The sequence below is a fragment of the Sphingomonas zeicaulis genome (assembly GCF_050433225.1).
Classification (GTDB): Bacteria; Pseudomonadota; Alphaproteobacteria; order Sphingomonadales; family Sphingomonadaceae; genus Sphingomonas_D; species Sphingomonas_D zeicaulis.
Genome location: NZ_JBNPXQ010000012.1, coordinates 93,233 through 118,730 on the forward strand (window position 1 = coordinate 93,233; position 25,498 = coordinate 118,730).

31 protein-coding genes are annotated in these 25,498 nt (G+C 67.2%); 22 read left to right on the forward strand and 9 right to left on the reverse strand.

Going from position 1 to position 25,498, the window contains the following annotated elements:
* Window positions 1-15: 15 nt before the first annotated feature.
* The 3 genes from FHS96_RS26810 to gyrB form a co-directional block, all read right to left on the reverse strand.
* Window positions 16-678, reverse strand: coding sequence for a COQ9 family protein (locus tag FHS96_RS26810; RefSeq protein WP_429599184.1), 663 nt, complete (start codon window positions 676-678; stop codon window positions 16-18).
* A gap of 38 nt (window positions 679-716) precedes the next feature.
* Window positions 717-1,628: a DMT family transporter gene (locus tag FHS96_RS26815; RefSeq protein ID WP_429599187.1), complete on the reverse strand. Its 912-nt coding sequence runs from the start codon at window positions 1,626-1,628 to the stop codon at window positions 717-719.
* Between the two features lie 112 nt (window positions 1,629-1,740).
* Entirely contained in the window at window positions 1,741-4,239 is a 2,499-nt protein-coding gene (gene gyrB, locus FHS96_RS26820) for a DNA topoisomerase (ATP-hydrolyzing) subunit B (RefSeq protein WP_429599189.1), read from the reverse strand.
* Window positions 4,240-4,385: 146 nt separating this feature from the next.
* Between gyrB and FHS96_RS26825 the strand changes: the two genes are divergently transcribed.
* The 3 genes from FHS96_RS26825 to ssb are packed head-to-tail and all read left to right on the forward strand — an operon-like array spanning window position 4,386 to window position 7,096.
* Window positions 4,386-4,625 carry a FeoA family protein gene (locus FHS96_RS26825; RefSeq protein ID WP_429599192.1) on the forward strand — a complete coding sequence of 80 codons (240 nt, stop codon included), beginning with the start codon at window positions 4,386-4,388 and terminating at the stop codon, window positions 4,623-4,625.
* Entirely contained in the window at window positions 4,622-6,475 is a 1,854-nt protein-coding gene (gene feoB / locus FHS96_RS26830; RefSeq protein WP_429599195.1) for a ferrous iron transporter B, read from the forward strand. Before FHS96_RS26825 ends, feoB begins: the two co-directional genes overlap by 4 nt.
* A gap of 15 nt (window positions 6,476-6,490) precedes the next feature.
* Window positions 6,491-7,096 carry a single-stranded DNA-binding protein gene (ssb, locus tag FHS96_RS26835; RefSeq protein WP_429599197.1) on the forward strand — a complete coding sequence of 202 codons (606 nt, stop codon included), beginning with the start codon at window positions 6,491-6,493 and terminating at the stop codon, window positions 7,094-7,096.
* A 36-nt stretch (window positions 7,097-7,132) separates the two neighbouring features.
* Here the strand turns inward: ssb and FHS96_RS26840 are convergent, their stop codons facing one another.
* Together FHS96_RS26840 and FHS96_RS26845 are read right to left on the reverse strand one after the other, a co-directional pair.
* Entirely contained in the window at window positions 7,133-7,651 is a 519-nt protein-coding gene (locus FHS96_RS26840) for a YceD family protein (RefSeq protein WP_429599200.1), read from the reverse strand.
* Entirely contained in the window at window positions 7,648-8,166 is a 519-nt protein-coding gene (locus tag FHS96_RS26845; RefSeq protein WP_429599203.1) for a ubiquinol-cytochrome C chaperone family protein, read from the reverse strand. Before FHS96_RS26845 ends, FHS96_RS26840 begins: the two co-directional genes overlap by 4 nt.
* A 135-nt stretch (window positions 8,167-8,301) precedes the next feature.
* Here FHS96_RS26845 and FHS96_RS26850 point away from each other — a divergent pair, with 135 nt between their 5' ends.
* Window positions 8,302-8,781 carry an outer membrane protein assembly factor BamE gene (locus FHS96_RS26850; RefSeq protein ID WP_429599206.1) on the forward strand — a complete coding sequence of 160 codons (480 nt, stop codon included), beginning with the start codon at window positions 8,302-8,304 and terminating at the stop codon, window positions 8,779-8,781.
* Between the two features lie 116 nt (window positions 8,782-8,897).
* On the opposite strand, the gene FHS96_RS26855 is transcribed toward FHS96_RS26850, so the two are convergent.
* Window positions 8,898-9,833, reverse strand: a complete 936-nt coding sequence (locus FHS96_RS26855; protein ID WP_429599209.1) for a ribose-phosphate pyrophosphokinase — start codon at window positions 9,831-9,833, stop codon at window positions 8,898-8,900.
* A 166-nt stretch (window positions 9,834-9,999) separates the two neighbouring features.
* Between FHS96_RS26855 and gltX the strand changes: the two genes are divergently transcribed.
* The 7 genes from gltX to ribH all read left to right on the forward strand — a co-directional run bounded on the left by gltX (window position 10,000) and on the right by ribH (window position 15,758).
* Window positions 10,000-11,334, forward strand: a complete 1,335-nt coding sequence (gene gltX / locus FHS96_RS26860) for a glutamate--tRNA ligase (RefSeq protein ID WP_429599211.1) — start codon at window positions 10,000-10,002, stop codon at window positions 11,332-11,334.
* A 136-nt stretch (window positions 11,335-11,470) separates the two neighbouring features.
* Window positions 11,471-12,133 (forward strand): energy transducer TonB, encoded by a 663-nt coding sequence (locus FHS96_RS26865; protein WP_429599214.1) that lies wholly within the window; start codon window positions 11,471-11,473, stop codon window positions 12,131-12,133.
* A 4-nt stretch (window positions 12,134-12,137) separates the two neighbouring features.
* Complete coding sequence (locus FHS96_RS26870) at window positions 12,138-12,557, forward strand: hypothetical protein (protein ID WP_429599217.1); 420 nt, start codon at window positions 12,138-12,140, stop codon at window positions 12,555-12,557.
* 78 nt (window positions 12,558-12,635) lie between these two features.
* Window positions 12,636-13,595: a bifunctional diaminohydroxyphosphoribosylaminopyrimidine deaminase/5-amino-6-(5-phosphoribosylamino)uracil reductase RibD gene (ribD, locus tag FHS96_RS26875; protein ID WP_429599370.1), complete on the forward strand. Its 960-nt coding sequence runs from the start codon at window positions 12,636-12,638 to the stop codon at window positions 13,593-13,595.
* Window positions 13,596-14,210 carry a riboflavin synthase gene (locus FHS96_RS26880; RefSeq protein WP_429599220.1) on the forward strand — a complete coding sequence of 205 codons (615 nt, stop codon included), beginning with the start codon at window positions 13,596-13,598 and terminating at the stop codon, window positions 14,208-14,210.
* Complete coding sequence (ribB, locus tag FHS96_RS26885) at window positions 14,194-15,336, forward strand: 3,4-dihydroxy-2-butanone-4-phosphate synthase (RefSeq protein ID WP_429599223.1); 1,143 nt, start codon at window positions 14,194-14,196, stop codon at window positions 15,334-15,336. The genes FHS96_RS26880 and ribB overlap by 17 nt, the downstream gene beginning before the upstream one ends.
* Window positions 15,336-15,758 carry a 6,7-dimethyl-8-ribityllumazine synthase gene (ribH, locus tag FHS96_RS26890; RefSeq protein WP_429599226.1) on the forward strand — a complete coding sequence of 141 codons (423 nt, stop codon included), beginning with the start codon at window positions 15,336-15,338 and terminating at the stop codon, window positions 15,756-15,758. Before ribB ends, ribH begins: the two co-directional genes overlap by 1 nt.
* Window positions 15,759-15,814: 56 nt before the next feature.
* Here ribH and FHS96_RS26895 read toward each other — a convergent pair whose 3' ends face one another.
* Complete coding sequence (locus tag FHS96_RS26895; protein WP_429599229.1) at window positions 15,815-16,294, reverse strand: SspB family protein; 480 nt, start codon at window positions 16,292-16,294, stop codon at window positions 15,815-15,817.
* Window positions 16,295-16,374: 80 nt separating this feature from the next.
* Between FHS96_RS26895 and hisB the strand changes: the two genes are divergently transcribed.
* The 6 genes from hisB to FHS96_RS26925 are packed head-to-tail and all read left to right on the forward strand — an operon-like array spanning window position 16,375 to window position 19,814.
* Window positions 16,375-16,983, forward strand: coding sequence for an imidazoleglycerol-phosphate dehydratase HisB (gene hisB, locus FHS96_RS26900; RefSeq protein WP_429599232.1), 609 nt, complete (start codon window positions 16,375-16,377; stop codon window positions 16,981-16,983).
* Complete coding sequence (hisH, locus tag FHS96_RS26905; RefSeq protein ID WP_429599235.1) at window positions 16,976-17,587, forward strand: imidazole glycerol phosphate synthase subunit HisH; 612 nt, start codon at window positions 16,976-16,978, stop codon at window positions 17,585-17,587. Before hisB ends, hisH begins: the two co-directional genes overlap by 8 nt.
* Window positions 17,584-18,312 (forward strand): 1-(5-phosphoribosyl)-5-[(5-phosphoribosylamino)methylideneamino]imidazole-4-carboxamide isomerase, encoded by a 729-nt coding sequence (gene hisA / locus FHS96_RS26910; protein WP_429599237.1) that lies wholly within the window; start codon window positions 17,584-17,586, stop codon window positions 18,310-18,312. Before hisH ends, hisA begins: the two co-directional genes overlap by 4 nt.
* 7 nt (window positions 18,313-18,319) lie before the next feature.
* Window positions 18,320-19,090, forward strand: coding sequence for an imidazole glycerol phosphate synthase subunit HisF (hisF, locus tag FHS96_RS26915; protein ID WP_429599240.1), 771 nt, complete (start codon window positions 18,320-18,322; stop codon window positions 19,088-19,090).
* 5 nt (window positions 19,091-19,095) lie between these two features.
* Window positions 19,096-19,416 (forward strand): phosphoribosyl-ATP diphosphatase, encoded by a 321-nt coding sequence (locus FHS96_RS26920; RefSeq protein ID WP_429599243.1) that lies wholly within the window; start codon window positions 19,096-19,098, stop codon window positions 19,414-19,416.
* A gap of 20 nt (window positions 19,417-19,436) precedes the next feature.
* Entirely contained in the window at window positions 19,437-19,814 is a 378-nt protein-coding gene (locus FHS96_RS26925) for an HIT domain-containing protein (protein ID WP_429599246.1), read from the forward strand.
* 24 nt (window positions 19,815-19,838) lie between these two features.
* Here FHS96_RS26925 and FHS96_RS26930 read toward each other — a convergent pair whose 3' ends face one another.
* The gene (locus tag FHS96_RS26930) at window positions 19,839-20,456 is read right to left on the reverse strand and encodes a J domain-containing protein (protein ID WP_429599249.1); all 618 of its coding nucleotides are present in this window, start codon (window positions 20,454-20,456) and stop codon (window positions 19,839-19,841) included.
* 40 nt (window positions 20,457-20,496) lie between these two features.
* Between FHS96_RS26930 and FHS96_RS26935 the strand changes: the two genes are divergently transcribed.
* Genes FHS96_RS26935 through FHS96_RS26945 form a run of 3 tightly spaced genes read left to right on the forward strand, consistent with a single transcriptional unit; the run spans window position 20,497 to window position 22,399 of the window.
* Window positions 20,497-20,787 carry a BolA family protein gene (locus tag FHS96_RS26935; RefSeq protein WP_429599252.1) on the forward strand — a complete coding sequence of 97 codons (291 nt, stop codon included), beginning with the start codon at window positions 20,497-20,499 and terminating at the stop codon, window positions 20,785-20,787.
* Window positions 20,784-21,491: a glutathione S-transferase gene (locus FHS96_RS26940; RefSeq protein WP_429599255.1), complete on the forward strand. Its 708-nt coding sequence runs from the start codon at window positions 20,784-20,786 to the stop codon at window positions 21,489-21,491. The genes FHS96_RS26935 and FHS96_RS26940 overlap by 4 nt, the downstream gene beginning before the upstream one ends.
* Window positions 21,488-22,399 carry an alpha/beta fold hydrolase gene (locus FHS96_RS26945; protein ID WP_429599257.1) on the forward strand — a complete coding sequence of 304 codons (912 nt, stop codon included), beginning with the start codon at window positions 21,488-21,490 and terminating at the stop codon, window positions 22,397-22,399. The genes FHS96_RS26940 and FHS96_RS26945 overlap by 4 nt, the downstream gene beginning before the upstream one ends.
* 10 nt (window positions 22,400-22,409) lie before the next feature.
* On the opposite strand, the gene FHS96_RS26950 is transcribed toward FHS96_RS26945, so the two are convergent.
* Window positions 22,410-23,459: a DUF2332 domain-containing protein gene (locus tag FHS96_RS26950; RefSeq protein ID WP_429599259.1), complete on the reverse strand. Its 1,050-nt coding sequence runs from the start codon at window positions 23,457-23,459 to the stop codon at window positions 22,410-22,412.
* A gap of 46 nt (window positions 23,460-23,505) precedes the next feature.
* Between FHS96_RS26950 and hisG the strand changes: the two genes are divergently transcribed.
* Window positions 23,506-24,174, forward strand: coding sequence for an ATP phosphoribosyltransferase (gene hisG, locus FHS96_RS26955; RefSeq protein ID WP_429599262.1), 669 nt, complete (start codon window positions 23,506-23,508; stop codon window positions 24,172-24,174).
* Entirely contained in the window at window positions 24,164-25,465 is a 1,302-nt protein-coding gene (gene hisD, locus FHS96_RS26960) for a histidinol dehydrogenase (RefSeq protein WP_429599265.1), read from the forward strand. Before hisG ends, hisD begins: the two co-directional genes overlap by 11 nt.
* Window positions 25,466-25,498 lie beyond the last annotated feature (33 nt).

Here is a 25,498-nt window from a genome sequence, read left to right on the forward strand (position 1 = left end):
CGAAGAAGGCCGCCTTCAGAGCGCCGGGTAACGCAGCCGCCCGATGAAGCGGGTCAGGCTGAGCCGATGCTCTGAGCGGGCCTTGAACCCCGCCTTTGTCTTTTCGATGCGCATCACATCGTCGATCCGCCGGCCGAGGAAGGCGTGCGTATCGGCCAGATCCTCGCTTTCATCATCGACCAGCACCAGCATCGTCGAGGCATAGACGCCCAGCAGCATCGCGCGCTTGGTGTAATGATTGTAATCGGTCGCTGCATCCCCGGCAGCGCGCCAGATCGCGTCGGCAGCACGCCACCCCAGCCTCGCCGCGCGCGGGGCATTGGTGGGCAGCGCAAGGACTGCCAGCGCGCGGCGCAGTGCTTCGCGATGCGGCGCCAGCAACGCGATCCGTGCCTCGACCAGCGACTGGATGCGCGCGCGGATCTTCAGCGTGCCGAGCGTTTCGGCGGGCCATGCCGCCAGCATGCCCAAGTCGATCGAACCGAACCATGCGTCGATCATGTTCACCGCACCGCCTGGATAAGCGAGTGCCGCGATTTTCGGATCGACTCCAGCCTCTTCGGCAGCCGCCGCGAGCGCCTCAAGCGTCCAGCCATCGAAGGCCGCGTGGCGGGCGATCAGGGGAGCGAGCGCGTCACGCAACTCGTCGAGGGTCGGATCGGTTGGGAGCTGGACCATGGCGTGACTCTAGGCGCTTGGCCGGCCCACGCCAAGCGTCAGCCGGCTGTTGACTTGGGTGAAGGCGCGCGCACCAGCACCAAGGCGATCGCGATCGCGACGGCGCCGACCATATCGAGCGTGCCCAGCCGCTCGTCATAAGCAAGCCAGCCGATCACGGCGGCGATCATCGGCTGGGTCAACAGGCCGAGACCGATCACGACCGGCGGCAGAACGCCGATTGCATAGACGATCAGCCCCTGCCCGATCACCTGGCTGAGCAGCGCAAGGCCGAACAGCGCCGACCAGTGCTGCGGCATCACCTGCTCACCCAGCGCGATCGCGAACATCAACATCGGCAGAGCTGCGGCGATCGTACACAAGGCGAGCAGCGGCAGCGGCTGCAGCGTCACCCGCGCGCGCTCGATGGCGATGAAATAGCAGGTGTAGAGTACGCCGGCCAGCAAGCAGAGCAGATCGCCCAGCAGGTTGTTCGCGGACAGTTCGTAGGATCGCCCCATCAGCAGCAGCGTCCCCACCGTGGCCAGTCCGAACGCGACCCCCTGCATCCGCGTCGGCCACGCACGCGCGGCGATGAAACCGTAGATCGGGAACATCAGGCTCGTCGCGTTTCCGAATAAGGTGGCATTGGCCATTTTGGTATGGAGGATGCCGACATGCCAGCTCGCAAGATCGGCGGCGAACAGCACGCCGCCGATCGCGATCGTCACGACGAGCGCGGGAGAAAGCCGGGTAAGCGGCTGTCGCGCGAGCGGTGCCAGCACCAGCAGCATCGGTGCCGCCAGCGCGAGACGCCAGAATCCCGCCGCGACCGGGCCGGTATCCGCAAGCCGCACGAACCACGGCCCGAATGCCAGGCAGAGATTGCTCGCCAGCATCGCCGCAAAGCCCAGGCGTTGCACGGCATGCTGCTGTGACGGCGCACTCGACGATTCGACTTGGTTCTCCATCGCAGCGCCCCTAGCGGGCGATCGCGCGAAAGTCGCCCCTCACGCGCGCGGCCCGACCAGCCAGCGCCTCCGCACCGATCATTGAAAAGGGAGCGGGCAAGCCCGCCCCCGATCACACGTCCAGGTTCGCGACGTTCAGCGCATTTTCCTGGATGAATTCGCGGCGCGGCTCGACCACGTCGCCCATCAGGCGGGTAAAGATCTCATCCGTCACGTCGGCCTGATCCAGCGTCACCTGCAGCAGCGAGCGGTTGGCGGGATCGAGCGTGGTTTCCCACAGCTGTTCGGCGTTCATCTCGCCCAGCCCCTTGTAGCGCGCGATCTTGAGACCGTGGCGGGCGACGGTGAAGATCGCCTCAAGCAATTCGCTCGGGCGGCTGACCGCGGTGCCTTTGGCGACGGCGGCGGGCGGCGCTGCTTCCTCGCCATCCCCCTCGTCCGCGTCCTCGACGGCGGCGGTACTGAGCTTCACCAGGCGCGAGACGTCGGCATAGCTTTCTGCCTGCTCGCTCGCCAGCTGGTGCAGCTTGCGCGCCTCCGCGGAGGCGACGAACGCCGCATCGACGATGTAGTGATCGGCGACGCCGCGCCACACGCGGCGCATCAGATAGCCGCCGTCCGCGGCGACCTCCGCGCTCCAATCGCCATCGGGATCGGCGCGGCCGGCCCATTCGGCGGCCCGCTTCGCGGCTTCGGGGCGGCCGCCATTCTCCAGCGCCGGATCGAGCGCACCGGTCAGCGCCAGCGCCTCGACCACCGCGGGCGGATAGCGGCGCGGCACATAGGTCATCAGCGTCCGCATGCGGCGCGCATGGTCGATCAGCGAGCGCAGATCCTGACCCGAGCGCGTGCCACCACTGGTTTCGAGCATCATCGAACCCACGCCGGCATCGACCAGATAGGCGTCGAGCGCAGCATTGTCCTTGAGGTAGACCTCCGACCGGCCCTTCGCGACCTTATAGAGCGGCGGCTGGGCGATATAGAGATGCCCCGCCTCGATGATCTGCGGCATCTGCCGGTAGAAGAAGGTCAGCAGCAAGGTGCGGATGTGCGCACCGTCCACGTCGGCGTCCGTCATGATGACGATCTTGTGATAGCGCAGCTTTTCCAAATTGAAATCGTCGCGGCCGATGCCGGTGCCCATCGCCTGGATCAGCGTGCCGACTTCCTTGGAAGACAGCATGCGATCGAAACGCGCGCGCTCCACGTTCAGGATCTTGCCCTTCAGCGGCAGGATCGCCTGGACGTTGCGGTCACGCCCCTGCTTCGCCGAGCCGCCGGCCGAATCACCCTCCACCAGGAATAGTTCGGACTTGGCGGGATCACGCTCCTGGCAGTCGGCGAGCTTTCCGGGGAGCGAGGCGATGTCCATCACGCCCTTGCGCCGCGTGAGTTCGCGCGCCTTCTTGGCAGCCTCGCGCGCCGCCGCGGCGTCGATCACCTTCTGGATGATCGCACGCGCGTTCGCCGGATTTTCCTCCAGCCATTCCGCCATCTTGTCGGACATCAGGCTTTCGAGCGGCTGGCGCACCTCGGACGAGACCAGCTTGTCCTTGGTCTGCGACGAGAATTTGGGGTCGGGCAGCTTGACCGAGACGATCGCGGTCAACCCCTCGCGCATGTCGTCGCCGGTGAGCGAGACCTTTTCCTTCTTCAGCAGCCCGGACTTTTCCGCATAGGCGTTGATCGTGCGGGTGAGCGCCGCGCGGAACGCCGCGAGGTGGGTACCGCCGTCACGCTGCGGGATGTTGTTCGTGAAGCAGAGGACATTCTCGTAATAGCTGTCGTTCCACTCCAGCGCGACATCGATGCCGACGCCGTCGCGCTCGGATGAGATTGCGATCGGATCCGGGAACAGCGGCGATTTGGCGCGATCGAGATATTTCACGAAGGCAGCGATGCCACCCTCATAATAGAGCTCATGCTCCACCCGCTCGGCGTGGCGCGCATCGACCAGCTTCAGCCGCACGCCCGAATTCAGAAAGGCCAGTTCGCGATAGCGATGCTCCAGCTTCTCGAAATCGAACTCGGTGACGTTCTTGAAGGTGTCATGGCTCGCCATGAAGGTGACGCGGGTGCCGCGCTTGCCGGCAGGCGCCGGGCCGACGACCTTGAGCGGCGCCACCGCATCGCCGCGCTGGAAGCGCATGAAATGCTCCTCACCATCACGCCAGATCGTGAGATCGAGGAAGTCGCTGAGCGCGTTGACCACCGACACGCCCACGCCGTGCAGGCCGCCCGACACCTTGTAGGCATTATCGTCGGACGTGTTCTCGAACTTACCGCCGGCGTGAAGCTGGGTCATGATGACCTCGGCCGCCGAAACGCCTTCCTCGGCATGAATCCCGGTGGGGATGCCGCGGCCATTATCCTCGACAGACACCGAACCGTCCGGGTTGAGGGTGATCAGCACCAGATCGCAATAACCGGCCAACGCCTCGTCGATCGCATTGTCCGAGACCTCGAACACCATATGATGCAGGCCTGAGCCGTCGTCGGTATCGCCGATGTACATGCCGGGACGCTTGCGCACCGCATCCAGGCCCTTGAGGACCTTGATCGAGTCAGCGCCATATTCGTTGGTGTTCGGTTCGCTTGCCATAGCAAGCATATAGGGAATCGGCGGACGGAACCCAAGCGAAATGGATGGTCGCCGCATGACCTCGGTGGGCGGCGCAACCGACAGCCCTATAGCCATTCCCGCCATCTATTGATAATCGCTCGCAGACCCCCTTTCCCACGAAAGCCCTGCTGCCCGTGCGCCTGGATGAACTGCCCCTCAAATCGCCCGCCCACATCGCATCGATAGAATGGACCGCGCTCGTGCCCGCGGAAGCCCGTCGGCTGCGCGAGTTAGGGTTCGACGAGGGCGTGGCGATTGAGACATTGCACAGCGGCAGCATCCTTGGCCGCGATCCGATCGCCTGCCGCGTGGGGCGGATGACGATCGCGCTGCGCCGCGCCGCGGCCTCCGCCATCATGGTGGAACCGGTATGAACCCGATGCCCCTGGTCGCGCTGGCGGGAAGCCCCAATGCCGGCAAGAGCGCGCTGTTCAACGCGCTGACCGGTGCGCGCCAGAAGGTTGCCAACTATCCCGGCGTCACCGTGGAGCGCCACAGCGGCCGGACCAGCCTGCCGGACGGGCGGCCGTTCGAGCTGGTTGACCTGCCCGGCGCCTACAGCCTCGATCCAGGCAGTCCGGACGAAGCGGTGACGCGCGACGTGCTGCTCGGCATGCAGGAAGGCGAGCGGCGGCCCGACGCGCTGCTGATCGTGGTCGACGCGGGCAATCTCGACCATCATCTCCGCTTCGCGCTGCAACTGATCGCGCTCGGCATTCCGGCGGTGCTTGCGCTCAACATGGTCGACATGGCCGAACGTGACGGGCTGGTGCTCGATGCCGAGGCGCTCGCGGCCGAACTCGGCATCCCAGTGATTCCGACAGTCGCGGTGCGCCGGCGCGGCATCGAAGAGGTCAAGGAGAAGCTCGCCGAGGCGCTTGCGCGCAAGCCGGTAGCACCGCCCGAGACGCAGGAACCGTTCGTGAAGGTCCAGCGCCGCGCCCGCGCGATCGCGCAGAAGGCGGTGATCTCCGAGCGGCCGGTTATGCGCGCAACCAACCGGATCGACGCGATCGCGCTCCATCCGATCGGCGGCCTCGCGCTGCTGCTGGTGCTGTTCTTCCTGATGTTCCAGGCGGTGTTCGCCTGGTCTGAAGCGCCGGTCGGCTGGATCGAGGGCGCACAGGAAGCGCTGCAGGGCTGGTTCACCGACCTGCTGCCGGACGGCTTCCTGCAATCGTTGGTGGTCGACGGCATCATCGCCGGTGTGGGAGCGGTGGTGGTGTTCCTGCCCCAGATCCTCATCCTGTTCCTGTTCATCCTGATCCTCGAAGCCTCGGGCTATATGGCCCGCGCCGCCTTCCTTATGGACCGGCTGATGGCGCGCGTCGGCCTCAACGGCCGCGCCTTCATTCCCCTGCTCTCCTCCTTCGCCTGCGCGATTCCCGGCATCATGGCGACGCGCACGATCGATGACCCCAAGCAGCGGCTGACGACGATCCTGATCGCACCGATGATGACCTGCGCCGCACGCCTGCCGGTCTATTCGGTGATCATCGGCGCGTTCATCCCGGCGCGCACGGTGGGCTGGGGCATCGGCCTGCAGGGGCTTGTGTGGTTCGGCCTCTATATCGCCGGCGTCGTCGGCGCGGTGCTGGTCGCCTTCATCTTCCGCAAGACGATCGCGAAATCGGCGAACAGCGGCTTCCTGATGGAATTGCCGCGCTACCAGATGCCGCGCATCGGCGACGTGCTGATCGGGCTGTGGCAGCGCGGCTATGTGTTCCTGCGCCGCGCCGGCACGATCATCATGGGCGTCACCGTCGCGCTGTGGGTGCTCTCCTCCTACCCGCAGGTGCCCGAGGGCAGCAGCATGAAGCAGAGCGAATATTCAATCGCCGGCCGAATCGCCTCCGGCCTCGAAGTCGTCGTGCGCCCGATCGGCTTCAATCATGAAATGGCGCTGGCGATCATCCCGGCGATGGCCGCACGCGAAGTCGCGGTCTCGGCACTCGCCACCGTCTATGCGATCGACGCGACCGACGAGGAGAAGGCGGAACAGTCGCTGGGCGAACGGCTTCAGCATGGCTGGTCGCTGCCGACTGCGCTCGCCTTCCTCGCCTGGTTCGTGTTCGCGCCGCAGTGCCTTTCCACGATTGCCGTCATCAGGCGCGAGACCAATGGCTGGAAATGGCCCGCCTTCGCCTTGGCATATCTGTTCGCGCTCGCTTATGTGGCAGCAGGCGCGACCTATTGGGGCGCGATCGCTCTCGGGCTTGGATAGAGAAAAGGACAGGACGTGGCAGGCAGCGTCAACAAGGTGATTCTGGTCGGCAATCTGGGGGCCGATCCGGAAGCCCGGTCGATGAACAATGGCGGCGAGGTGGTGAACTTCAACGTCGCGACGACCGAGCGCTGGAAGGACCGCGACGGCAACCAGCAGGAAAAGACCGAGTGGCACCGCGTCGTGATCTTCAACGAGAATCTCGGCCGGGTTGCCAAGCAATATCTGCGCAAGGGCTCGAGCGTCTATCTCGAAGGCCAGCTCCAGACCCGCAAATGGACCGACAATAACGGTCAGGACAAATATACGACCGAGGTGGTTCTCCAGCGCTTCCGCGGTGAGATGGTGCTGCTCGGCGGCCGCGACAGCGGCGGCGGCGGTGGTGGCGGCAGCGGCTGGGCCGAGGATGATCGCGGCGGCAGCGGCGGCGGTTATGGCGGCGGTCGCAGCGGCGGTGGTGGTTATGGCAGCGGTGGCGGCGGCGGTGACTTCGGCCGTGGCGGCGGTGGCGGTGGCGACTTCGGTCGCGGCGGTGGCGGTGGCGGCAGCCGCGGTGGCGGTGCGCCCGCTGGCGGCTCCCGCCCGTTTGACGACGATCTCGACGACGACGTGCCGTTCTGATCGGAATGACACGAAGGCCCGGCGATCCGCCGGGCCTTATTTTTTCATCTTGTCCTTCAGGGCCTTGAGCGCGCCGAACGGCCCGACATCGCTGCCATCCGAAACGCCGGCCTCGCTCAGCGCCTGATCGGCGTTCGGGCTGCGCGGCCAGGGATCGAGCGCGAGAGCCAGCGTTTCGGCCACCGCCTCTCCCAGATCGATCGCACCATTCTCGATCGGCACCGTGTCGCAATCGGCTTCGCTCAGTTCGATCTCTTCCGCCTCTGGATCGAAATCCTCGACGAAGCGCAGCACGAACGGCTCGTCGATCTTGGCTGGCACCGGCTCGCTGGTGACGACGCAGCTCTGGACCACCTGCGCAGAGACCCGGCCTTCGGCGTAGATGCCGTCGGCGCGACGCTGCAGCCGCGCGCTTGCCGACAGGCGATCGATCGCGACGATCGCGAAGCGCTTCGCCAGCGCCGCGCGCTCCGCTTCATCCGCCTCGATCGAAACCTCGCGGGTGCGATCGCCGATTTCGCCGACGGGCCAGGTGCGCGAAAATTCGGGCGTCATGCCGGCAACTCCCCTTCCAGCAGCGATGTCAGCGGCAGTTCCGCCAACGCCGCGTCGAACGCGCGCAGCCGCAGCTCGACATGCGCAAGCGCGGCCGGCGCCGGCGCGATGCCGCGATAGAGGTTGCGGACCAGCGCGGCGCCGAAATCGCCGTCACCGCGCAGCCCCGCGCGGTAGGCACCCAGCCGGCCGCCGAGCACGCCCATCATGTTGCCGATCTTCTTGCCGACGACGATGTCGCCGATGCCGATTTCTCGCAACTGTCCGTCCATGTCGTCAACGAACGCCTCGGTCAGCAGCGAGGAGGCGGGGATCGCCTCGGGCTCGCGTTCCATCCGGATCAAGGTGAGCGCCAGGATTGCCGCCACCATGTCGAACCGGCCGTCGAGGCTGTCGGCGACGCCGCCTTGCAGATACCAGTGCGGCTGGCGCGCACGCGCCACCACTGCCGCATAGAGCGGCGCCAATGCCGCGCGATCCTCGGTGCGGCCCAGCAGCCGCGACAGCAAACCCATTCTCGTCTCGTCTTCCTTGCCTGGCGGCGCCCTTGTTTGCCGCTGCCGACCGGCATATTGAGGCAGAGTTGCGCCCATGCAATGGCCATGCGCGCGCTGGAGTGTTGCGGGTTGCGAATGCCGGGAGAGTTTTCAATGAGCGTTACGATGCGGCGGGTGGCGATGATCGCCTGCACGGCCGCGATCCTGGCATCGACGTCGGCCTGCAGCCGCGTGCGGACGCATCAGGGCTTCATCCTCGATCCGGTGCTGGTCAGTTCGATCCAGCCGGGCCTGGACAATCGCGCCTCGGTGGAGCGGACGCTGGGTCGGCCGACCTTCATGGGCCAGTTCAACACCGGCGAATATTATTATTTCTCGCGCCAGTCGCGCCAACTCGCCTTTGCCGAGCCGAAGCCGGTCAACCAGACCGTGCTCAAGGTCACGTTCGACAAGAACGACGTCGTCGCCACGGTGCAGGAAACCGGGCTCGACAAGGTCGTCTCAATCTCGCCCGACGGCAGCAAGACGCCGACGCTGGGCCGCGAGAAGAGCTTCTTCGAAGAGATCTTCGGCAATATCGGCCAGGTCGGCGCGGTCGGTCAGGGCGGCAGCACCGCCGACAATCCGAACTAAAACCTGCCTCCCCTCCCGCGCAGTGCAGGAGGGGAGCAAGCATCGGATCAGGATTTCGGGAAGGTCGCCGCACAGGCCCTTCCCATCCCCTCCCGCGCGCGAGAGGGGCGCTTCGTTCAGTCGAACAGCGAGGAGACGGAGCTTTCGTCGGCGATGCGCTTGATCGCCTCGGCGAGCAGCGGCGCAATCGGCAGATGGCGAATCTTCTTCGCGTCGCGCACCGCATCGGGTGGTGCGATCGAATCGGTGATCACCAGTTCGAGCAGCGCCGAACCCTCGACGCGCGCCACGGCACCGCCCGAGAGCACGCCATGGCTGACATAGGCGACCACTTCCTCGGCACCGGCTTCCTTCAGCGCCGCGGCGGCGTTGCACAAGGTGCCCGCTGAATCGACGATATCGTCGATGAGGATGCAGAAGCGGCCGGCGACATCGCCGATGATGTTCATCACTTCCGATTCACCGGCGCGCTCACGGCGCTTGTCGACGATCGAAAGCGGCGCGTTGTTGAGGCGCTTGGCGAGCGCACGCGCGCGCACCACGCCGCCGACGTCGGGCGAGACCACCATCAGGTTGCGATCCCCGAAACGAGCCTGGATGTCGGCCGACATCACCGGCGCGGCATAGAGATTGTCGGTCGGGATGTCGAAGAAGCCCTGGATCTGGCCTGCGTGCAGATCCATCGAGAGCACGCGGTGCGCGCCGGCGACGGTGATCAGGTTGGCTACCAGCTTGGCGGAGATCGGCGTACGCGGGCCCGGCTTCCGATCCTGCCGGGCATAGCCGAAATAGGGCACCACCGCGGTGATCCGCTTGGCCGATGCGCGGCGCAGCGCATCGATGCAGATCAGCAACTCCATCAGATTGTCGTTGGTGGGGAAGCAGGTGGACTGGATTACGAACACGTCCTCACCGCGGACATTTTCGTGAATCTCGACGAACACTTCTTCGTCGGCGAAACGACGAACGCTGGCGTCGGTGAGCGGAATTTCCAGATAGTCAGCGATCTCTCGCGCCAGCGCCAGGTTGGAATTGCCGGCCAGCAGCTTCATCGATTTGCGTCCCCACGGATACTCTATGCGAGCCCCGCCCTTAGCGGCGCAGACCCCACAGGGAAAGGGCGGTTGACTCGTATAGGCCGCGATCGATCCAATCTTGCCGCGCTTTTTCCGCACAGCGGCGTTTCCGTCGGCGGGAGAATCGCTCTAAGCGGCAGCAATGACGATCACGACGCGCTTCGCACCCTCCCCCACCGGCACATTGCACGTCGGCAATATCCGCACGGCGCTGCACAATTGGCTGTGGGCGCATAAATATGGCGGCCGCTTCCTGCTGCGCATCGACGACACCGATGCGGAGCGCTCGAAAGAGTCGTTCGTGGCCGGGATTCGCACCGATCTCGCCTGGCTGGGGCTGACGGCGGACGGCGAGACGCGACAGTCCGCACGCTTCCCGCTTTATGAAGCGCGGTTCGAGGCGCTGCGGCAGGCAGGCCGTGTCTATCCGGCCTATGAGACCGCGCAGGAACTGGATCTGAAGCGCAAGGTGCTGCTCGGCCGCGGGCTGCCGCCAGTCTATGATCGTGCCGCGCTCGCGCTGACCGACGCGGATCGCGCCGCGCTGGAGGTGGAGGGGCGCCGCCCGCACTGGCGCTTCCGGCTCGATCATGACGCGCCAATCGCCTGGCATGACCTGATTCGCGGCGACCAGCGTTTCGATCCGCGGACGATGTCCGACCCCGTCATCCGCCGCGCCGACGGATCGTGGCTCTATATGCTCCCCTCCGCGATCGACGATGTCGACATGGGCATCACCCATGTCGTGCGCGGCGAAGATCATGTCTCCAACACCGCCGCGCAAATCCAGATGTTCGCGGCGCTTGGCGCGCCCGCGCCCGCATTCGCGCATGAGGCGCTGCTGGTCGGCAGCGAGGGCAAGCTTTCCAAGCGACTCGGCTCGCTCGGCGTCGAGGCGTTCCGCGAGGCGGGGTACGAGCCCGCCGCGATCGCCGCCCTGCTCGCGCGGATCGGCACCAGCCAGCCGGTCGAGCCGATCGCCGACATCCGCCTGCTCGCCGCAGGCTTCGACTTCGGACATTTCGGCCGCGCGCCAGCGCGGTTCGACGAGGCCGAACTCGCCCAGTTCAACGCCCGCATCGTCCACCAGCTCGATCATGCGGCGGTGGCGGACCGGCTGCCCGCCGGCATCGACGCCGCCGGGTGGAAGGCGATCCGCCCCAATCTGAGCACCGTGCGCGAGGCAGCAGACTGGTGGCAGGTCGTTGAAGGCCCAATAGAGGCACCGGCCTTCTCCGCCGAGGATGCTGCCTTTCTAAGCGCCGCCGCCGATGCCGCGGCGACGCTCGACTGGTCCACCGATCCGTGGCGTGCGCTGACCGATTCGCTGAAGGCCGCAACCGGCCGCAAGGGCAAGACACTGTTCCTGCCGCTGCGCCAGGCACTCACCGGTCGCGACCACGGGCCTGACATGGCAGCACTGCTGCCGCTGATCGGCCGGGATCGCGCGATCCCGAGGCTTCGCGCCGCCGGCTGAGGCAGTTGCGGGGCATCGTGCCGGATTAGCGGCGCTGTCAAGTAATGTTGTCACATTACATCTCGACATCATTAAGTAATGATGTAACATCCCAGTCATTCGGCGCACGAAGAGCGCCGTGGGGATGGAGGATGTTATGACTGCAGACGGATTCCTGACCAACAAACGGCGATCCCCGGTGTCGATGGGGGCCGCCATCGCCATCCAGGGCGTTGTGCTTGCGGGTCTGCTGACGATGGCCGCCCCGACGATCACCGATAAGGTGCCGACCGTGATGGAGGTGTTCAACGTCGATCAACCGACACCGCCCGATCCGATCGAGCCGGTCCAGCCGCAGCCGAAGGCGCCGACTTCGCAACCGACAACGCCGGATCGCATCATCGATGCGCCGACACTGGATCCAGTCATCATCACGGATCTGGCCCCTCTGACGCCGATCCCGCCCGGCCCGATTGTCGGCACTGGCACGGAGCCTTTCGTCCCGCCGTCCCCGCTCCCCACGCCCAAGCCGGTGATGGTCGATGCGATGGTCGATCCGCGCTACGCCCCCGCGCTGCAGCCTGACTATCCGGGTGCCGAGCAGCGCGCGCAGATTGAAGGAAAGGCGACCGTGCGGGTGCTGATCGGCACTGATGGCCGGGTGAAGGCGGTGGAACTGGTCTCTGCCGATCGCCCCGGCTTCTTCAAGGCGACCGAGCAGCAGGCGCTCAAGCGGTGGCGGTTCAAGCCGGCCACGCGTGATGGTGTCGCGGTGGAAAGCTGGAAGCAGATGACGGTTCATTTCCGTCTGGAAAGCTGATCATGTGAGCGGGTCAGGCGCCGGGCTGGCGCTTGGCCCGTACAGGGCCTATCTTATGGACATGGCTTTTCTCCCGCGTCCTGCTTCGCCCAAGGGCTTCTTCGCCGACATCAAGGGCGTGTTCTTTTCCCGTCACCGGCACGGGTTGCTCTTTGCGGCGGCGTCGATCGTCACGACGGTCGTTATCGCGACGCTCTTTCTCGGCGATTTCAAGCATGAGAAGCCGTGGAAGCGCGACGTGCAATATGTCGAGAGCTGGGAAGCCGATCGCAGCGACGCGATCATCAAGGCGCAGCAGAAGATCGATCAGGCCAAGCGTGACCTCGCCGAGGGCGAGCGCGAGATCAAGCGGATCGAGCAGCGCGACCAATACAAGAAGCTTCAAAAAGAGATGCAGTCGATCGGCATCGGCCGCGCCGACTGAGTCGCGGTCGCAGGGGTGACGGGGGCAGCGCCTCTTTCCGGCGGATTCGTCGAACAGCCGGCGGTGGACGACCGATATATGGCGGCCGCTGCCGCACTGGGGCGCCGCGGCCGCGGGCAGACCGCGCCCAACCCCAATGTCGGATGCCTGATCGTTAATGATGGCGTGGTCGTCGGCCGTGGCTGGTGCCAGCCGGGCGGACGACCGCATGCCGAAGCGATGGCGCTCGCCGAAGCGGGGGAACGCGCCCGCGGCGCCACCGTCTATTCCACATTGGAGCCTTGCGCGCATGACAGCCCGCGCGGCCCGCATTGTTCGGGCCTGCTCGTCGCCGCCGGCGTCGGGCGTGTCGTCTCGGGCCTGCGCGATCCCGATCCGCGCACCGATGGCAAGGGCCATGCGCGACTCGAGGCCGCGGGCATTCCCACCCGCTTCGGCGGCGCGAAGGACGCCTGCCGGCGATCGATGGAGGGTTTTCTCACCCGCCGCCGCCACGGGCGCCCGTACGTCACATTGAAGCTCGCCACCTCGCTCGACGGCTGCATCGCGATGGCTGATGGCGAGAGCCGTTGGATCACCGGCGCCGCCGCGCGCGCGCATGGCCACCTCCAGCGCGCGCTGAACGAGGCGATCCTCGTCGGCCGCGGCACGCTCGAAACCGACGTGCCGCGACTCGATGTCCGCCTGCCCGGCCTCGAACCGCGCAGCCCGCGCCGGCTGGTGCTAACCCGCGGCGCCGCGCCCGGGGGCTGGGCCGCAATCGCCGCGCCCCACGCTATCGCCACGCTGGAACGCGTCGACCATCTGCTGGTCGAAGGCGGCGCGGGTGCCGCCGCAGCCTTTCTCGCCGCCGACATGGTCGACCGGCTGCTGCTCTACCGCGCGCCGATCCTGATCGGCGGCGGTGGTCGTCATGCGCTTGGTGACATAGGCCTCGCCCGCCTTGCCGATGCGCATGGCCGCTGGCGGCTGGCCGATACGCGGATGCTTGGCAGCGACCGGCTTGAGGTCTACGAGCGCGCGCTGGAGCAGGATTGAATGTTCACCGGGATCATTACCGACGTCGGCACGATCGACAGCGTCGAACAGCGGGGAGACCTGCGCGCGACGATCCGCACCGCCTTCGACACCGGCACTGTCGACCTCGGCGCCTCGATCGCCTGTTCGGGGGCCTGCCTGACCGTGGTCGACAAGGGCGCGGGCTGGTTCGCGGTCGATCTCTCCGCCGAGACCGTTGCGCGTACCGCGCCCGGCCGCTGGCAGGCCGGCGAACGGCTCAACCTCGAACGCGCGATGAAGCTGGGCGACGAGTTGGGCGGCCATATCGTCGCCGGCCATGTCGATGGCATCGGCACCGTCGCCGCGATCGAGCCGCAAGGCGATTCGCTCCGCATCACCATCAGCACCGATCGGTCGCTGGCGCCCTATCTGGCGTCCAAGGGCTCGGTCGCGCTCGACGGCATCTCGCTCACCGTCAACACCGTCGAAGACAGCCCCGAGGCGGTCGTGTTCGGCATCAACATCATCCCCCACACGGCAGCGGTAACCACCTTCGGCCAGCTCGACGCCGGAGACGCCGTCCACATCGAGATCGATATTCTCGCCCGCTATCTGGGCCGCATGGAGCAGGTTCGTCATGTCTTCCAATCTTGAACCGGCGCGGCTGCGCCACGGCTTTCTCTCCAGCCCGGAAGAGATCATCGACGAGGCGCGCAACGGCCGCATGTTCATCCTCGTCGACGATGAGGATCGCGAGAATGAAGGTGACCTCGTCATCCCCGCGCAGATGGCGACGCCCGATGCGATCAATTTCATGGCGACGCATGGCCGCGGCCTGATCTGCCTCGCGCTCTCGAAAGAGCGGGTCGACCAACTCGGCCTGCCGCTGATGAGCCGCAACAACGGCACCCGGCATGAGACGGCCTTCACCATCTCGATCGAGGCCAAGGATGGTGTTTCCACCGGCATTTCGGCGGCCGACCGTGCGCGCACCGTCGCCGTCGCGATCGACGCGTCGAAGGGCCCCGAGAACATCGTCACCCCGGGCCATGTCTTCCCGCTCGTCGCCAAGCCCGGCGGCGTGCTCGTCCGCGCCGGCCATACCGAAGCGGCGGTGGACGTGTCGCGCCTCGCCGGGCTCAACCCGTCGGGCGTAATCTGCGAGGTGATGAACGACGATGGCACGATGGCGCGCCTCGACGATCTCGTCGCCTTCGCGCAGCGCCACAACCTGAAGATCGGCACGATCCGCGATCTCATCGCCTATCGCCGCCGCTACGATCACGACATCGAGAAGGTCTCCGAGGCCCCGTTCCAAAGCCGGTTCGGCGGCGACTGGCGGGTGATCTGCTACCGCAACAAGGCGCTCGGCACCGAGTCGCTGGCCCTCGTGAAGGGCCGGCTCGATACCTCCACGCCAACCCTCGTCCGCATGCATCAGCTGAACCTGTTCGGCGATACGCTGGGCGAGCTCAGCGGCCGCAGCGGTCTGCTCGAAGGCGCGATGAAGATCATCGGCGAGGAAGGCGAAGGCGTCGTCGTTCTGATCAACCGGAACGTGCCTAACATGTTCAGCCGCATCATCGCCGCACGATCTGGGTCGGAGAGCGACATGCACGAACTGCGCGACTATGGCATCGGCGCGCAGATCCTGGCCGAGCTCGGCATCCACGACATGATCCTGCTCACCAACGCGCAGCACACGCTCGTCGCGCTCGCCGGCTACGGCCTCAACATCGTCGGCGAACGGCCGATTCCCACCGCCGGAAAGGCCGATTGATGGCACGTTTTCTGATTGTCGAAGCCCGCTTTTACGACCACCTCAACGACCTGCTGCTCGAAGGCGCGCGCACCGCGCTCGAGGATGCCGGCCATTCGCACGAGACGGTGACCGTTCCCGGCGCGCTCGAGATCCCGGCCGCGGTAGCGCTGGCCGCGGAAACTGGCCGCTATGACGGCTTCGTCGCGATCGGCGTGGTGATCCGCGGCGAGACCTATCATTTCGAAGTCGTCTCCAACGAAAGCGCACGCGGGCTGATGGCGCTGACGATGGACGGCATCCCGATCGGCAACGGCATTCTGACGGTGGAGAATGAGGCGCAGGCGCTCACCCGCGCCAAGCGCACCGAAAAGGACAAGGGTGGCGAGGCCGCCAAGGCCGCGGTCGCAATGCTGGAACTGAAGGGCCGGTTCGGGGGCTGAGCCCCCCGCCGCAACGGCAAGACATTCGAGCGTCGGCCCGGCCGACGCTCGACTGCTTATTTCTTCCGCCCGAAATCCACGGTGACGACGTTGGAGCCGTCCTCGCTGGTGATCGCCACTGCGTCGTTCTGCGGCGCATCGGGCGCGTCGTCGATATCGTCGGCGGCCTGCGCCTGGAACTGCAGCGCGAAATTCACCGCCGGATCGACGAAGCCGGTGACCGCTGCGAACGGGATCAGCAGCTTGGCCGGCATCTGGTTGAAGCTCAGCCCCACTTCGAATCGGTCCTCGCTGACGCGCAGATCCCAGAACTTGTTCTGGAGCACGATCGTCATCTCGTCGGGGAAGCGTTCCAGCAGATGCTTGGGAATCTCCACGCCGATGCCGCGCGTCTTGAAGGTGATGTAGAAATGGTGGGCGCCGGGCAGGCCGCCCTCGGCTTCCACCTGGCCAAGCACGCGGCCGACCACGGCGCGGAGGGCCTCCTGCACGATTTCGTCGTACGGGATCAGGCTGTCGGGCGGGGTGTCAGTCATCGGGGCGACTCGTGACGTGTGTGACGCCGGGGGTCAAGATGCGTTGCGCCATCCTTGTCGATCGCTATAGGCCCTTCGCCATGAGGACGGGCTCGGTTCAGCGCAGCACAAAGGAAACGTCGATCGCGGTCGAGCTCAATCTCGACGGCACCGGCGTCTATGAAATCGCGACAGGCATTGGCTTTCTCGACCATATGCTCGAGCAGCTTTCGCGCCATTCGCTGATCGATATCAAGCTGAAGGCCGAGGGCGACCTTCATATCGACCAGCATCACACCACCGAAGATAGCGGCATCGCGATCGGCGAGGCGTTCAGCCAGGCGCTGGGCGACCGCAAGGGGATCACCCGCTACGGCACCGCCTATGCGCCGATGGACGAAACGCTGACCCGAGTCGCGGTCGACATTTCCGGCCGCCCCTATCTCGTTTGGAAGACCGAGTTCAGCCAGCCGCGCCTCGGCGAGATGGATTGCGAGCTGTTCGAGCACTGGTTCCACAGCTTCGCGGGTTCGGCGGGCGTCACGCTTCATTGCGAGACGCTGTACGGGCGCAACAATCACCATATCGTCGAAAGCGCGTTCAAGGCGCTGGCGCGGGCGCTGCGCCAGGCGGTGGAGATCGATCCGCGCAAGGCCGATTCGATTCCCTCCACCAAAGGCGTGCTGGGGGGCGCGGCGAGCGGTGGCTGATCGCGTCGCGCTGATCGACTATGGGGCGGGCAATCTTCACTCCGTCCACAACGCCCTGAAGGCGGCGGGCGCTACCGATATCGCCGTCACCGCCGATCCCGACCTGGTCCGCACCGCCGACCGCATCGTCCTCCCAGGCGTCGGCGCCTTCGCGCATTGCCGCGACTCGCTGTGGGCGATCCCCGGCATGGTCGAGGCGCTGGACCAGGCGGTGCGCGGCGTTGGCCGGCCGTTCCTCGGTATCTGCGTCGGCATGCAATTGCTCGCGGAAACCGGTGAGGAGCATGGCAGCCATGCCGGGCTCGGCTGGATCCCCGGCACCGTCGCGCTGCTGACGCCTCAGGATGCGGCGCTCAAGGTGCCGCACATGGGCTGGAACGACGTGACGCCCACCGCCGATCACCCGCTGATCGCGGCGGGCGAGGCCTATTTCCTCCATTCCTACGCCTTCGCCGGCGCCGACGTGCTGGCGCGGACCGACCATGGCGGCCCCGTGACCGCCGCGATCGGCCGCGACACGATCGTCGGCGTCCAGTTCCACCCCGAGAAGAGCCAGGCCTATGGCCTCGCCTTCCTCAAGCGTTTCCTGGATTGGCGGCCATGAGCCTGATCATTTTCCCCGCGATCGACCTCAAGGGCGGACAGGTCGTCCGCCTTGCGGAGGGCGATATGGACCGCGCCACCGTTTATGGTGACGATCCCGCGGCGCAGGCGCACGCCTTTGCCGCGCAAGGTGCGGATCATCTCCATGTCGTCGATCTCGACGGCGCCTTCGCCGGCCGCGCCGTCAATGCCGGCGCGGTGGAATCGATCGTTGCGGCCTTCCCCGGCAAGGTGCAGCTCGGCGGCGGGATTCGGGATATGGCCGCGGCGGATCGCTGGTTCGGCCTCGGCGTTGCACGGATCGTGATCGGCACCGCGGCACTGGAGGATCCCGATTTCGTGCGCAGCGCAGCGCGCTCCTTTCCGGGCGCGGTCGTCGTCGCGGTCGATGCGCGCGACGGGCTGGTCGCGACGCGCGGCTGGGCCGATGTCTCCACCGTCCGCGTCGAGGAAATGGCGCAGCGCTTCGAGGATGCCGGGGTCGCCGCGCTGCTCTTCACCGATGTCGGCCGTGACGGGCTGCTCAAGGGCTGCAACGTCAAGGCGACGGTCGACCTCGCGCTGGCGAGCAGCATACCCGTGATCGCCAGCGGCGGAGTCGCCGGGATCGAGGATATCCGCTTGCTGGCGCTCCACGCGGCGGATGGCATCGAGGGCGTGATCACCGGCCGGGCGCTCTATGACGGGCGGCTGGACCTCGGCACCGCGCTGATGGCGGCGGCATAATCCGGCGATGACCGTCCGCGCGCGCGTCATCCCCTGCCTCGACGTCGCCAATGGCCGCGTCGTCAAGGGCGTCAACTTCGTCGATCTCGCCGATGCCGGCGATCCGGTGGAGCAGGCCCAGGCCTATGACGCCGCGGGCGCCGACGAACTCTGCTTCCTCGACATCACCGCCAGCCATGAGGCGCGCGGCACCATCCTTGACGTCGTCCGGCGCACCGCCGCGGTCTGCTTCATGCCGCTGACCGTCGGCGGCGGCGTACGTTCCGCCGAGGATGCGCGCGCGCTGCTGCTCGCGGGTGCGGACAAGGTCGCGGTCAACAGCGCCGCGGTCGCCCGGCCCGAACTGGTCGACGACATCGCGCAGCGCTTCGGCAGCCAGTGCGTCGTCGGCTCGGTCGACGCGCGGCGCACGGGCGATGGCTGGGAAGTGTTCACCCATGGCGGCCGCCGCGCGACCGGGATCGACGCGATCGCCCACGCCGTCCGCCTCGCGGAACTGGGCGCGGGCGAACTGCTCGTCACCTCGATGGACCGCGACGGCACGCGCGACGGCTATGATCTCGAGTTGATCCGCACGATTGCCGACCGCGTCTCGGTGCCTGTCGTCGCCAGCGGCGGCGTCGGCTCGCTCGATCATCTCGTCGAGGGCGTGCGCGAAGGCCATGCCAGCGCGGTGCTTGCCGCCTCGATCTTCCACTTCGGCCAGGCCAGTATCGCCGATGCCCATCGCGCGATGGCGGCGGCGGGCGTACCGGTGCGCCGGACGGTCACGGGCTGAGCGCGATGAGCGACACGATCGACCGGCTGACCCGCATCATTGCCGAGCGCCGCTGCGCCGATCCCTCGACCTCCTATGTCGCCAAACTGACAGCGCGCGGCCGCGCCAAGATCGCGCAGAAGGTAGGCGAGGAAGCGGTGGAAACGGTGATCGCGGCGATGGCCGGGGACCGCGCGGAGGCAACGTCCGAAGCCGCCGACCTCCTTTTCCACCTCGCCATCTTGCTGGCGGACATGGATCTCAGCTTCGCCGACATATTTGCCGAACTCGACCGCCGCGATGGCGTGTCGGGCTTGGCGGAGAAGGCCGCGCGCCCACCGGAATAATCGCGAGAGGATGCAGGACGATGCCGATCGACGCCACCTTGCCCTATGACGACAGCAATATCTTCGCGCGCATCCTGCGCCGCGAGATCCCCTGCACCAAGGTGTACGAGGATGATTATGCACTGGCGTTCAACGACATCAATCCGCAGGCGCCGCACCACGTCCTCGTGATTCCCACCGGCCGCTACGTCTCGTGGGACGATTTCAGCGCCAATGCGTCCGACGCCGAGATCAGCGGCTTTATCCGCGCGGTCGGCGCGGTCGCGAGGGCGGCGGGGCTGGTCGAGCCAGGCTATCGCTTGCTCGCCAATGTCGGTGGTGACGCGCACCAGGAAGTGCCGCACCTCCACGTCCACATCTTCGGCGGCCGCCCCCTCGGCCCGATGCTGGCACGGTAAATCCCCCTCCCGCGAGCGGGGAAGCTACGCGAACGCCGCCGCCGATTTCAGCCGCGTGTAGGCCGCGATCACTTCGCCCAACTGCCGTTCATGGCTTCGATCCCCACCATTGCGGTCGGGGTGATAGCGCCGCACCAGATCGGCGTAGCGCTGGCGCAGCGCGCGGCGGTCTGCATCGTGCTCCAGGCCCAGTGTCTTGAGGTCACGGCGATTCTCGCCCGAGAGCGGGCGGCCGTCAGCGCGATCCGGCTCGGGCGCGGCGCGGCGGAAGCGGGCGCCGATGGCATCGAGTGGATCCGAGAAATCGGCCCATCGCGGCGGACGGTCCGCACCGCCATTGGCGGAAAAGGCACGCGTCTCGCGTTCCCAGCCGCCGAACGGCGTCTGCGCGTCTGCGATCTCCTCCGGGCTCATCCCCGCGAAGAAATTGTAGCTCGCGTTGAAGGCGCGGACATGGTCGAGGCACAGCCAGCGATAGGCGCCGGGGCCATCGAAGCCTGAGGTCGATCCGCCCTCGGGCGGCGCGCGGAATTCGCCCGGCTGCTCACAGCCGGGTGCCGCGCAGCCATGCGCGTTGCCGCCCACCCGTCCATGAAAACGGGCGTTGGGCCTATCTTTCCTGATGCGTTCGCGTTCCGCCACCGCGGCTCCCCAAATCGTGCAAACCCCGTATATAGGGTGGATGGAGAGTGAACCCAAAGGCCCAGTCGCCGCCGAGATCGAGGCGCGGCTTATCGCAGCACTGTCGCCCACCCGTTTGGCGGTGATCGACGACAGCGACAAACATCGCGGCCATGCCGGGCATGACGCCCGCGGCGAATCGCATTTCACCGTCGAGATCGAAGCGGAGGCCTTTGCCGGGCAGAACCGCGTCGGGCGCCAACGGCTGGTCAACCGCGCGCTTGCCGAACTGCTGACGGAGCGTGTCCATGCGCTGGCGATTCGCGCCACCGCCCCCGGCGAGGCGGCATGATCTACCGGCTGTGGTACTGGCCCTCGATCCCGGGACGCGGCGAATTCGTGCGTTTGCCGCTGGAAGCCGCCGGCATCGCCTACGAGGATTGCGCGCGCGAACAGGGCGTCAGCGCGATGATCGCCGACATGGGATCGCGCAAGCGGCGCGGCCCCTTTGCCCCGCCCTATCTGGTGCTGCCGGACGATCGCGCGATCGCGCAGACCAGCAACATCCTGCTCTATCTGGGCGAAGCCCATGATCTCGCGCCCGCGGATCCGGCGGACCGGCTGTGGGTGCATCAGGTGCAGCTCACCGTCGCGGACATGATCGCCGAGGTGCACCAGGCGCATCATCCCGTCGGCGTCGGCGCCTATTATGAGCAGCAGAAAAGCGAGGCTGCGCGCTTCGCCACGGAATTCCGCGCGCAGCGCATGCCCAAATATCTTGGCTGGTTCGAAAAGGCGCTGGGCGAGGCGGAGTGGTTCGGCGGCGCGACATGGAGCTACGCCGACTGCTCGTTGTTCCAACTCATCGAGGGGCTGCGCTACATGTTTCCCGATCGCATGATGGCGCTGGAGCCCCGCATTCCGGCGCTGATCGCGCTGCACGATCGCGTCGCCGAACTGCCCGGCGTCGCCGCCTATGGCGAGAGCAAGCGCCGAACGCAGTTCAATGAGGACGGCATCTTCCGGCACTATCCCGAACTGGACGGCGCCGAATGACGGCGGCCATCCCGGGCATCACGCTCAACCGCGTCGCCTTGCCGACCGGCGTCGAACTGGAGGTCGCGACCGGTGGCGATCCGTCGAACCCGGCGATCATCTTCCTCCACGGATTCCCCGAGTCGCATCGCACCTGGCGCAGGATTCTGCCGGATCTTGCGCGCGACCATCATGTCATCGCCCCCGACCAGCGCGGCTTCGGCGGCTCCTCCAAGCCGCAGGACGTCGCGGACTACAGCATCGACAAGATCCTGGCGGACCTGATCGCGCTGGCCGACGCCCTGGGCATCGGCCGCTTCACATTGGTCGGCCATGACTGGGGCGGTGCCGTCGCCTGGACCGCGGCGCTCGCCCGCCCCGATCGCGTCGCCCGGCTGGTGATCCTCAATGCGCCGCATCCGCTCGTCTTCCAGCGCTCCCTGATCGAAGACCCCGCGCAGCGCGAGGCGAGCCAATATATCCGTCTGTTCCGCACGCCGGGCATCGAGGCGCAGTTCGAACGCGCCGGCGTCGAAACCTTTTTCGATCGCGTCTTCGCGATGCACGCCGCCCCGGAAACCATCGGCGACGAGCGTCAGGTCTATCTCGACCAATGGGCCCAGCCCGGCGCGATGACCGCGATGCTCAATTGGTATCGCGCGTCGCAGATCGTGGTGCCGGCGATCGGTGCCGATGCCGACCGCCCTGACTGGATCGACCGCCCCTTCCCGGTGCTGCGCATGCCGGTGTTGGTGATCTGGGCGCTGGGCGACCGCGCGCTGCTCCCCTGCCAGATCCAGGGATTGCCGCCGCTGGTGGAGGATCTCGGCGTGATCACGGTGCAGGGCGGCCATTTCGTCCCGTGGGAACGGCCCGACGCGGTGATCGAGGCGCTGCGGGACTGGCTGGGGAGTGGCGAGGCGGAGTGATTTCCGGCCCTCAGCCGCCCAGCCACTCCAGCCAGAAACCATGTGCATGCGCGTGCCCCAGCAGCACCGGTGCGCCGTCCCCCGGCCATGATCGCACCACCAGATCGTGCCGGTTGAGCGTGCGATCCGCCTCCAGCGTCACCCAGCCCAGCGGCCGGTCCGCGGTCGCCTTCGCGCCCCCCGCCGCCATCGCCGCCGCGATCCGCGCCTGCCCGTCCGCCGGCAGATATTGCCAGACGATCGAATGCATCAGCACCCGCATCGTGCCGGTCGCCTGCGGCCGGGCGAGCGCGGCCTCCACCCAGTCGGCGGCATCGCCCTGGACGAGGTCGACCGGCCGCTCCCGGATCATGCCGATCGCCCGCGAAACGCGGTCGAAGCGGATGCGGTGGTCGGCCCAAATATAGGCGAGCAGCCGGCGTTCGGCGCCCGGCGCGGTCGCATCGATCGGGCGGATGTCGACACCGCGGGCCGAATCGACGCGCACATCGGCCGCGGGCGGCGGCGACCCGCGCCAGTCCGGGCGGATCAGCACCGGCGATCCCGCCGGCCCTGCGCGCACGCCGCCGAGGTCGAAGGCGAAGCGATCGATCAACAGGTTCAGCCCGGCGCTCGACCCGATCTCCAGCAGTTCGAAAGGCAGGCCGAAGCGCGCGGCGAGCACAAGCAGGCCCGACATCAAACCGGCGGAGCGCCCCGGTTCGTTGGTCTGCGGTGGGCTGTCCAGCCAGGCGGTCAGTTCGGCATCATGGGCGTGCACTATAGTGCACAGGGCAGACCCAAGCTGTGCAGTTTCCTGCACCACCCCCGCGAACAGCGCATCCAACGCCGGCGCGCGACCATCGCGCCACAAGGCATGGAAGCCCGCGACAGCGCGCAATGCAAGCCCATCCGCGATCGGCGCGCCCGCCCAGCCGAGAATCGCCCGGCCGAATTGGCTGCTGTCTTCGATGGCGAGGGCAATGCCGCGGCACAGGCGCGCCGTGATCGGCGCGTCGTTGGCGTCACAATATTGCGCCTGAACCTCGAAGGCCGCACGATTCGCGTGTTCGTCTGCCATGGCCTCGGTTGCACATGGGGAGCCCCCCAAGTAAAGCGCCGCGATCATGGCTGGACCCCTCGTAATCGCCATCCCCAAAGGCCGCATCCTCAAGGAGGCGCTACCCCTGCTCGCGCGCGCCGGCATCGAGCCCGAGGCCGCCTTCGTAGATGAAGACAGTCGCGCGCTACGCTTTGCCACCAACCGCCCGGACATCGAGCTGATCCGCGTGCGCGCGTTCGACGTCGCCACCTTTGTCGCGCATGGTGCCGCGCAGATCGGCATCGTCGGGTCGGACGTGCTGATGGAGTTCGACTATTCTGAGCTTTACGCCCCGGTCGACCTCAATATCGGCCATTGCCGCGTCTCGGTCGCCGAGCCCGTCGCGCTCGCCGCAAGCGACGACCCGCGCAGCTGGAGCCACGTCCGCGTCGCCACCAAATATCCGTCGCTGACGGCGCGCCACTTCGCCGCGCGCGGCGTGCAGGCCGAATGCGTCAAGCTCAACGGCGCGATGGAGATCGCGCCGGTACTGGGCCTTGCCGACCGCATCGTCGACCTCGTCTCCTCGGGCCGTACGCTCAAGGAGAATGGGCTTGCCGAGGTCGAGGTGATCGCCGAGGTCTCGGCGCGGCTGATCGTCAACCGCGCCGCGTTCAAGACGCGTTCGGCGGAGATCGGCCCGATCGTCGCCGGCGTCCGCGCCGCGGTGGAGGGGCTCGTCCGTGCAGCCTGAGGGACCGCTGCGGCTCGACAGCCGCGATGCCGGCTTCGCCGCCGCGTTCACCGATCTGGTCGACGCCCGCCGCGAGTCGGACGAGGATGTCTCGCGTGACGTCGCCGCGATCCTCAAGCGCGTCCGCGCCGAAGGCGATGCAGCGGTGGCCGAGCTGACCGGCCGGTTCGACGGCTTCGATCTCGACGCCAGCGGCTGGCGGATCGACGCGGACGCCTGCCAGGCCGCGCTCGACGGGCTCGAACCATCGCTGCGCGAAGCGCTCGAACTCGCCGCGGCCCGCATCCGCGCCTACCACGCCGCGCAGCGCCCGACGGACAGCGACAAGGTGGATGAGGCCGGCGTCCGGCTCGGCGCGCGCTGGCGCGCGGTCGATGCCGCCGGCGTCTATGTGCCGGGCGGCCGCGCCGCCTATCCTAGCTCGGTGTTGATGAACGCGATTCCCGCGAAGGTTGCAGGTGTCGAGCGGCTTGTGATGGTGACGCCGACGCCGCAGGGCATCGTCAACCCGCTGGTGCTCGCCGCGGCCGCGATTGCGGGCGTGGACGAGGTGTGGCGCGTCGGCGGCGCGCAGGCGGTGGCAGCACTCGCCTATGGCACCGATCGCATCGCCCCGGTCGACGTCGTCACCGGCCCGGGCAATGCCTGGGTGGCGGAGGCCAAGCGCCAGCTCTACGGTGTCGTCGGCATCGACATGGTCGCCGGCCCCTCCGAAATCGTCGTGGTCGCCGACGGCGCGAATGACCCGGCGTGGATCGCCGCCGACCTGCTGAGCCAGGCCGAGCATGACCCGACCAGCCAGTCGATCCTGTTCACCGATGATGCCGCCTTCGCCGATGCCGTCGCCGCAGCGGTGGCAGAGCAGCTCGACCGGCTGCAAACACAGGGCGTGGCGCGGACGAGCTGGAACGCCAATGGCGCGATCATTCTCGTCGATACTTTGGCCGGCGCGATGCCGCTGGTCGACCGGCTGGCGCCCGAGCATCTCGAACTCGCCGTCGAAGATCCCGAACCCCTGTTCGCGATGGTGCGCCACGCAGGCTCCGTGTTCCTCGGCCGGATGACGCCCGAGGCGGTCGGCGACTATGTCGCGGGCCCAAACCATGTGCTGCCTACCGGCCGCCGTGCGCGCTTCTCATCCGGCCTGTCGGTGCTCGATTTCATGAAGCGCACCAGCTTCCTGGGGCTCGATGCGGCGGCGCTGGGCCGGATCGGGCCGGCCGCGGTCGCGCTTGCCGAGGCTGAGGGGCTGCCCGCGCACGCCCGTTCGGTAGCGGTGCGGCTGGGCTGAGACTCAAAGCCGGGCTTGCCTTTGGCGCCCGCG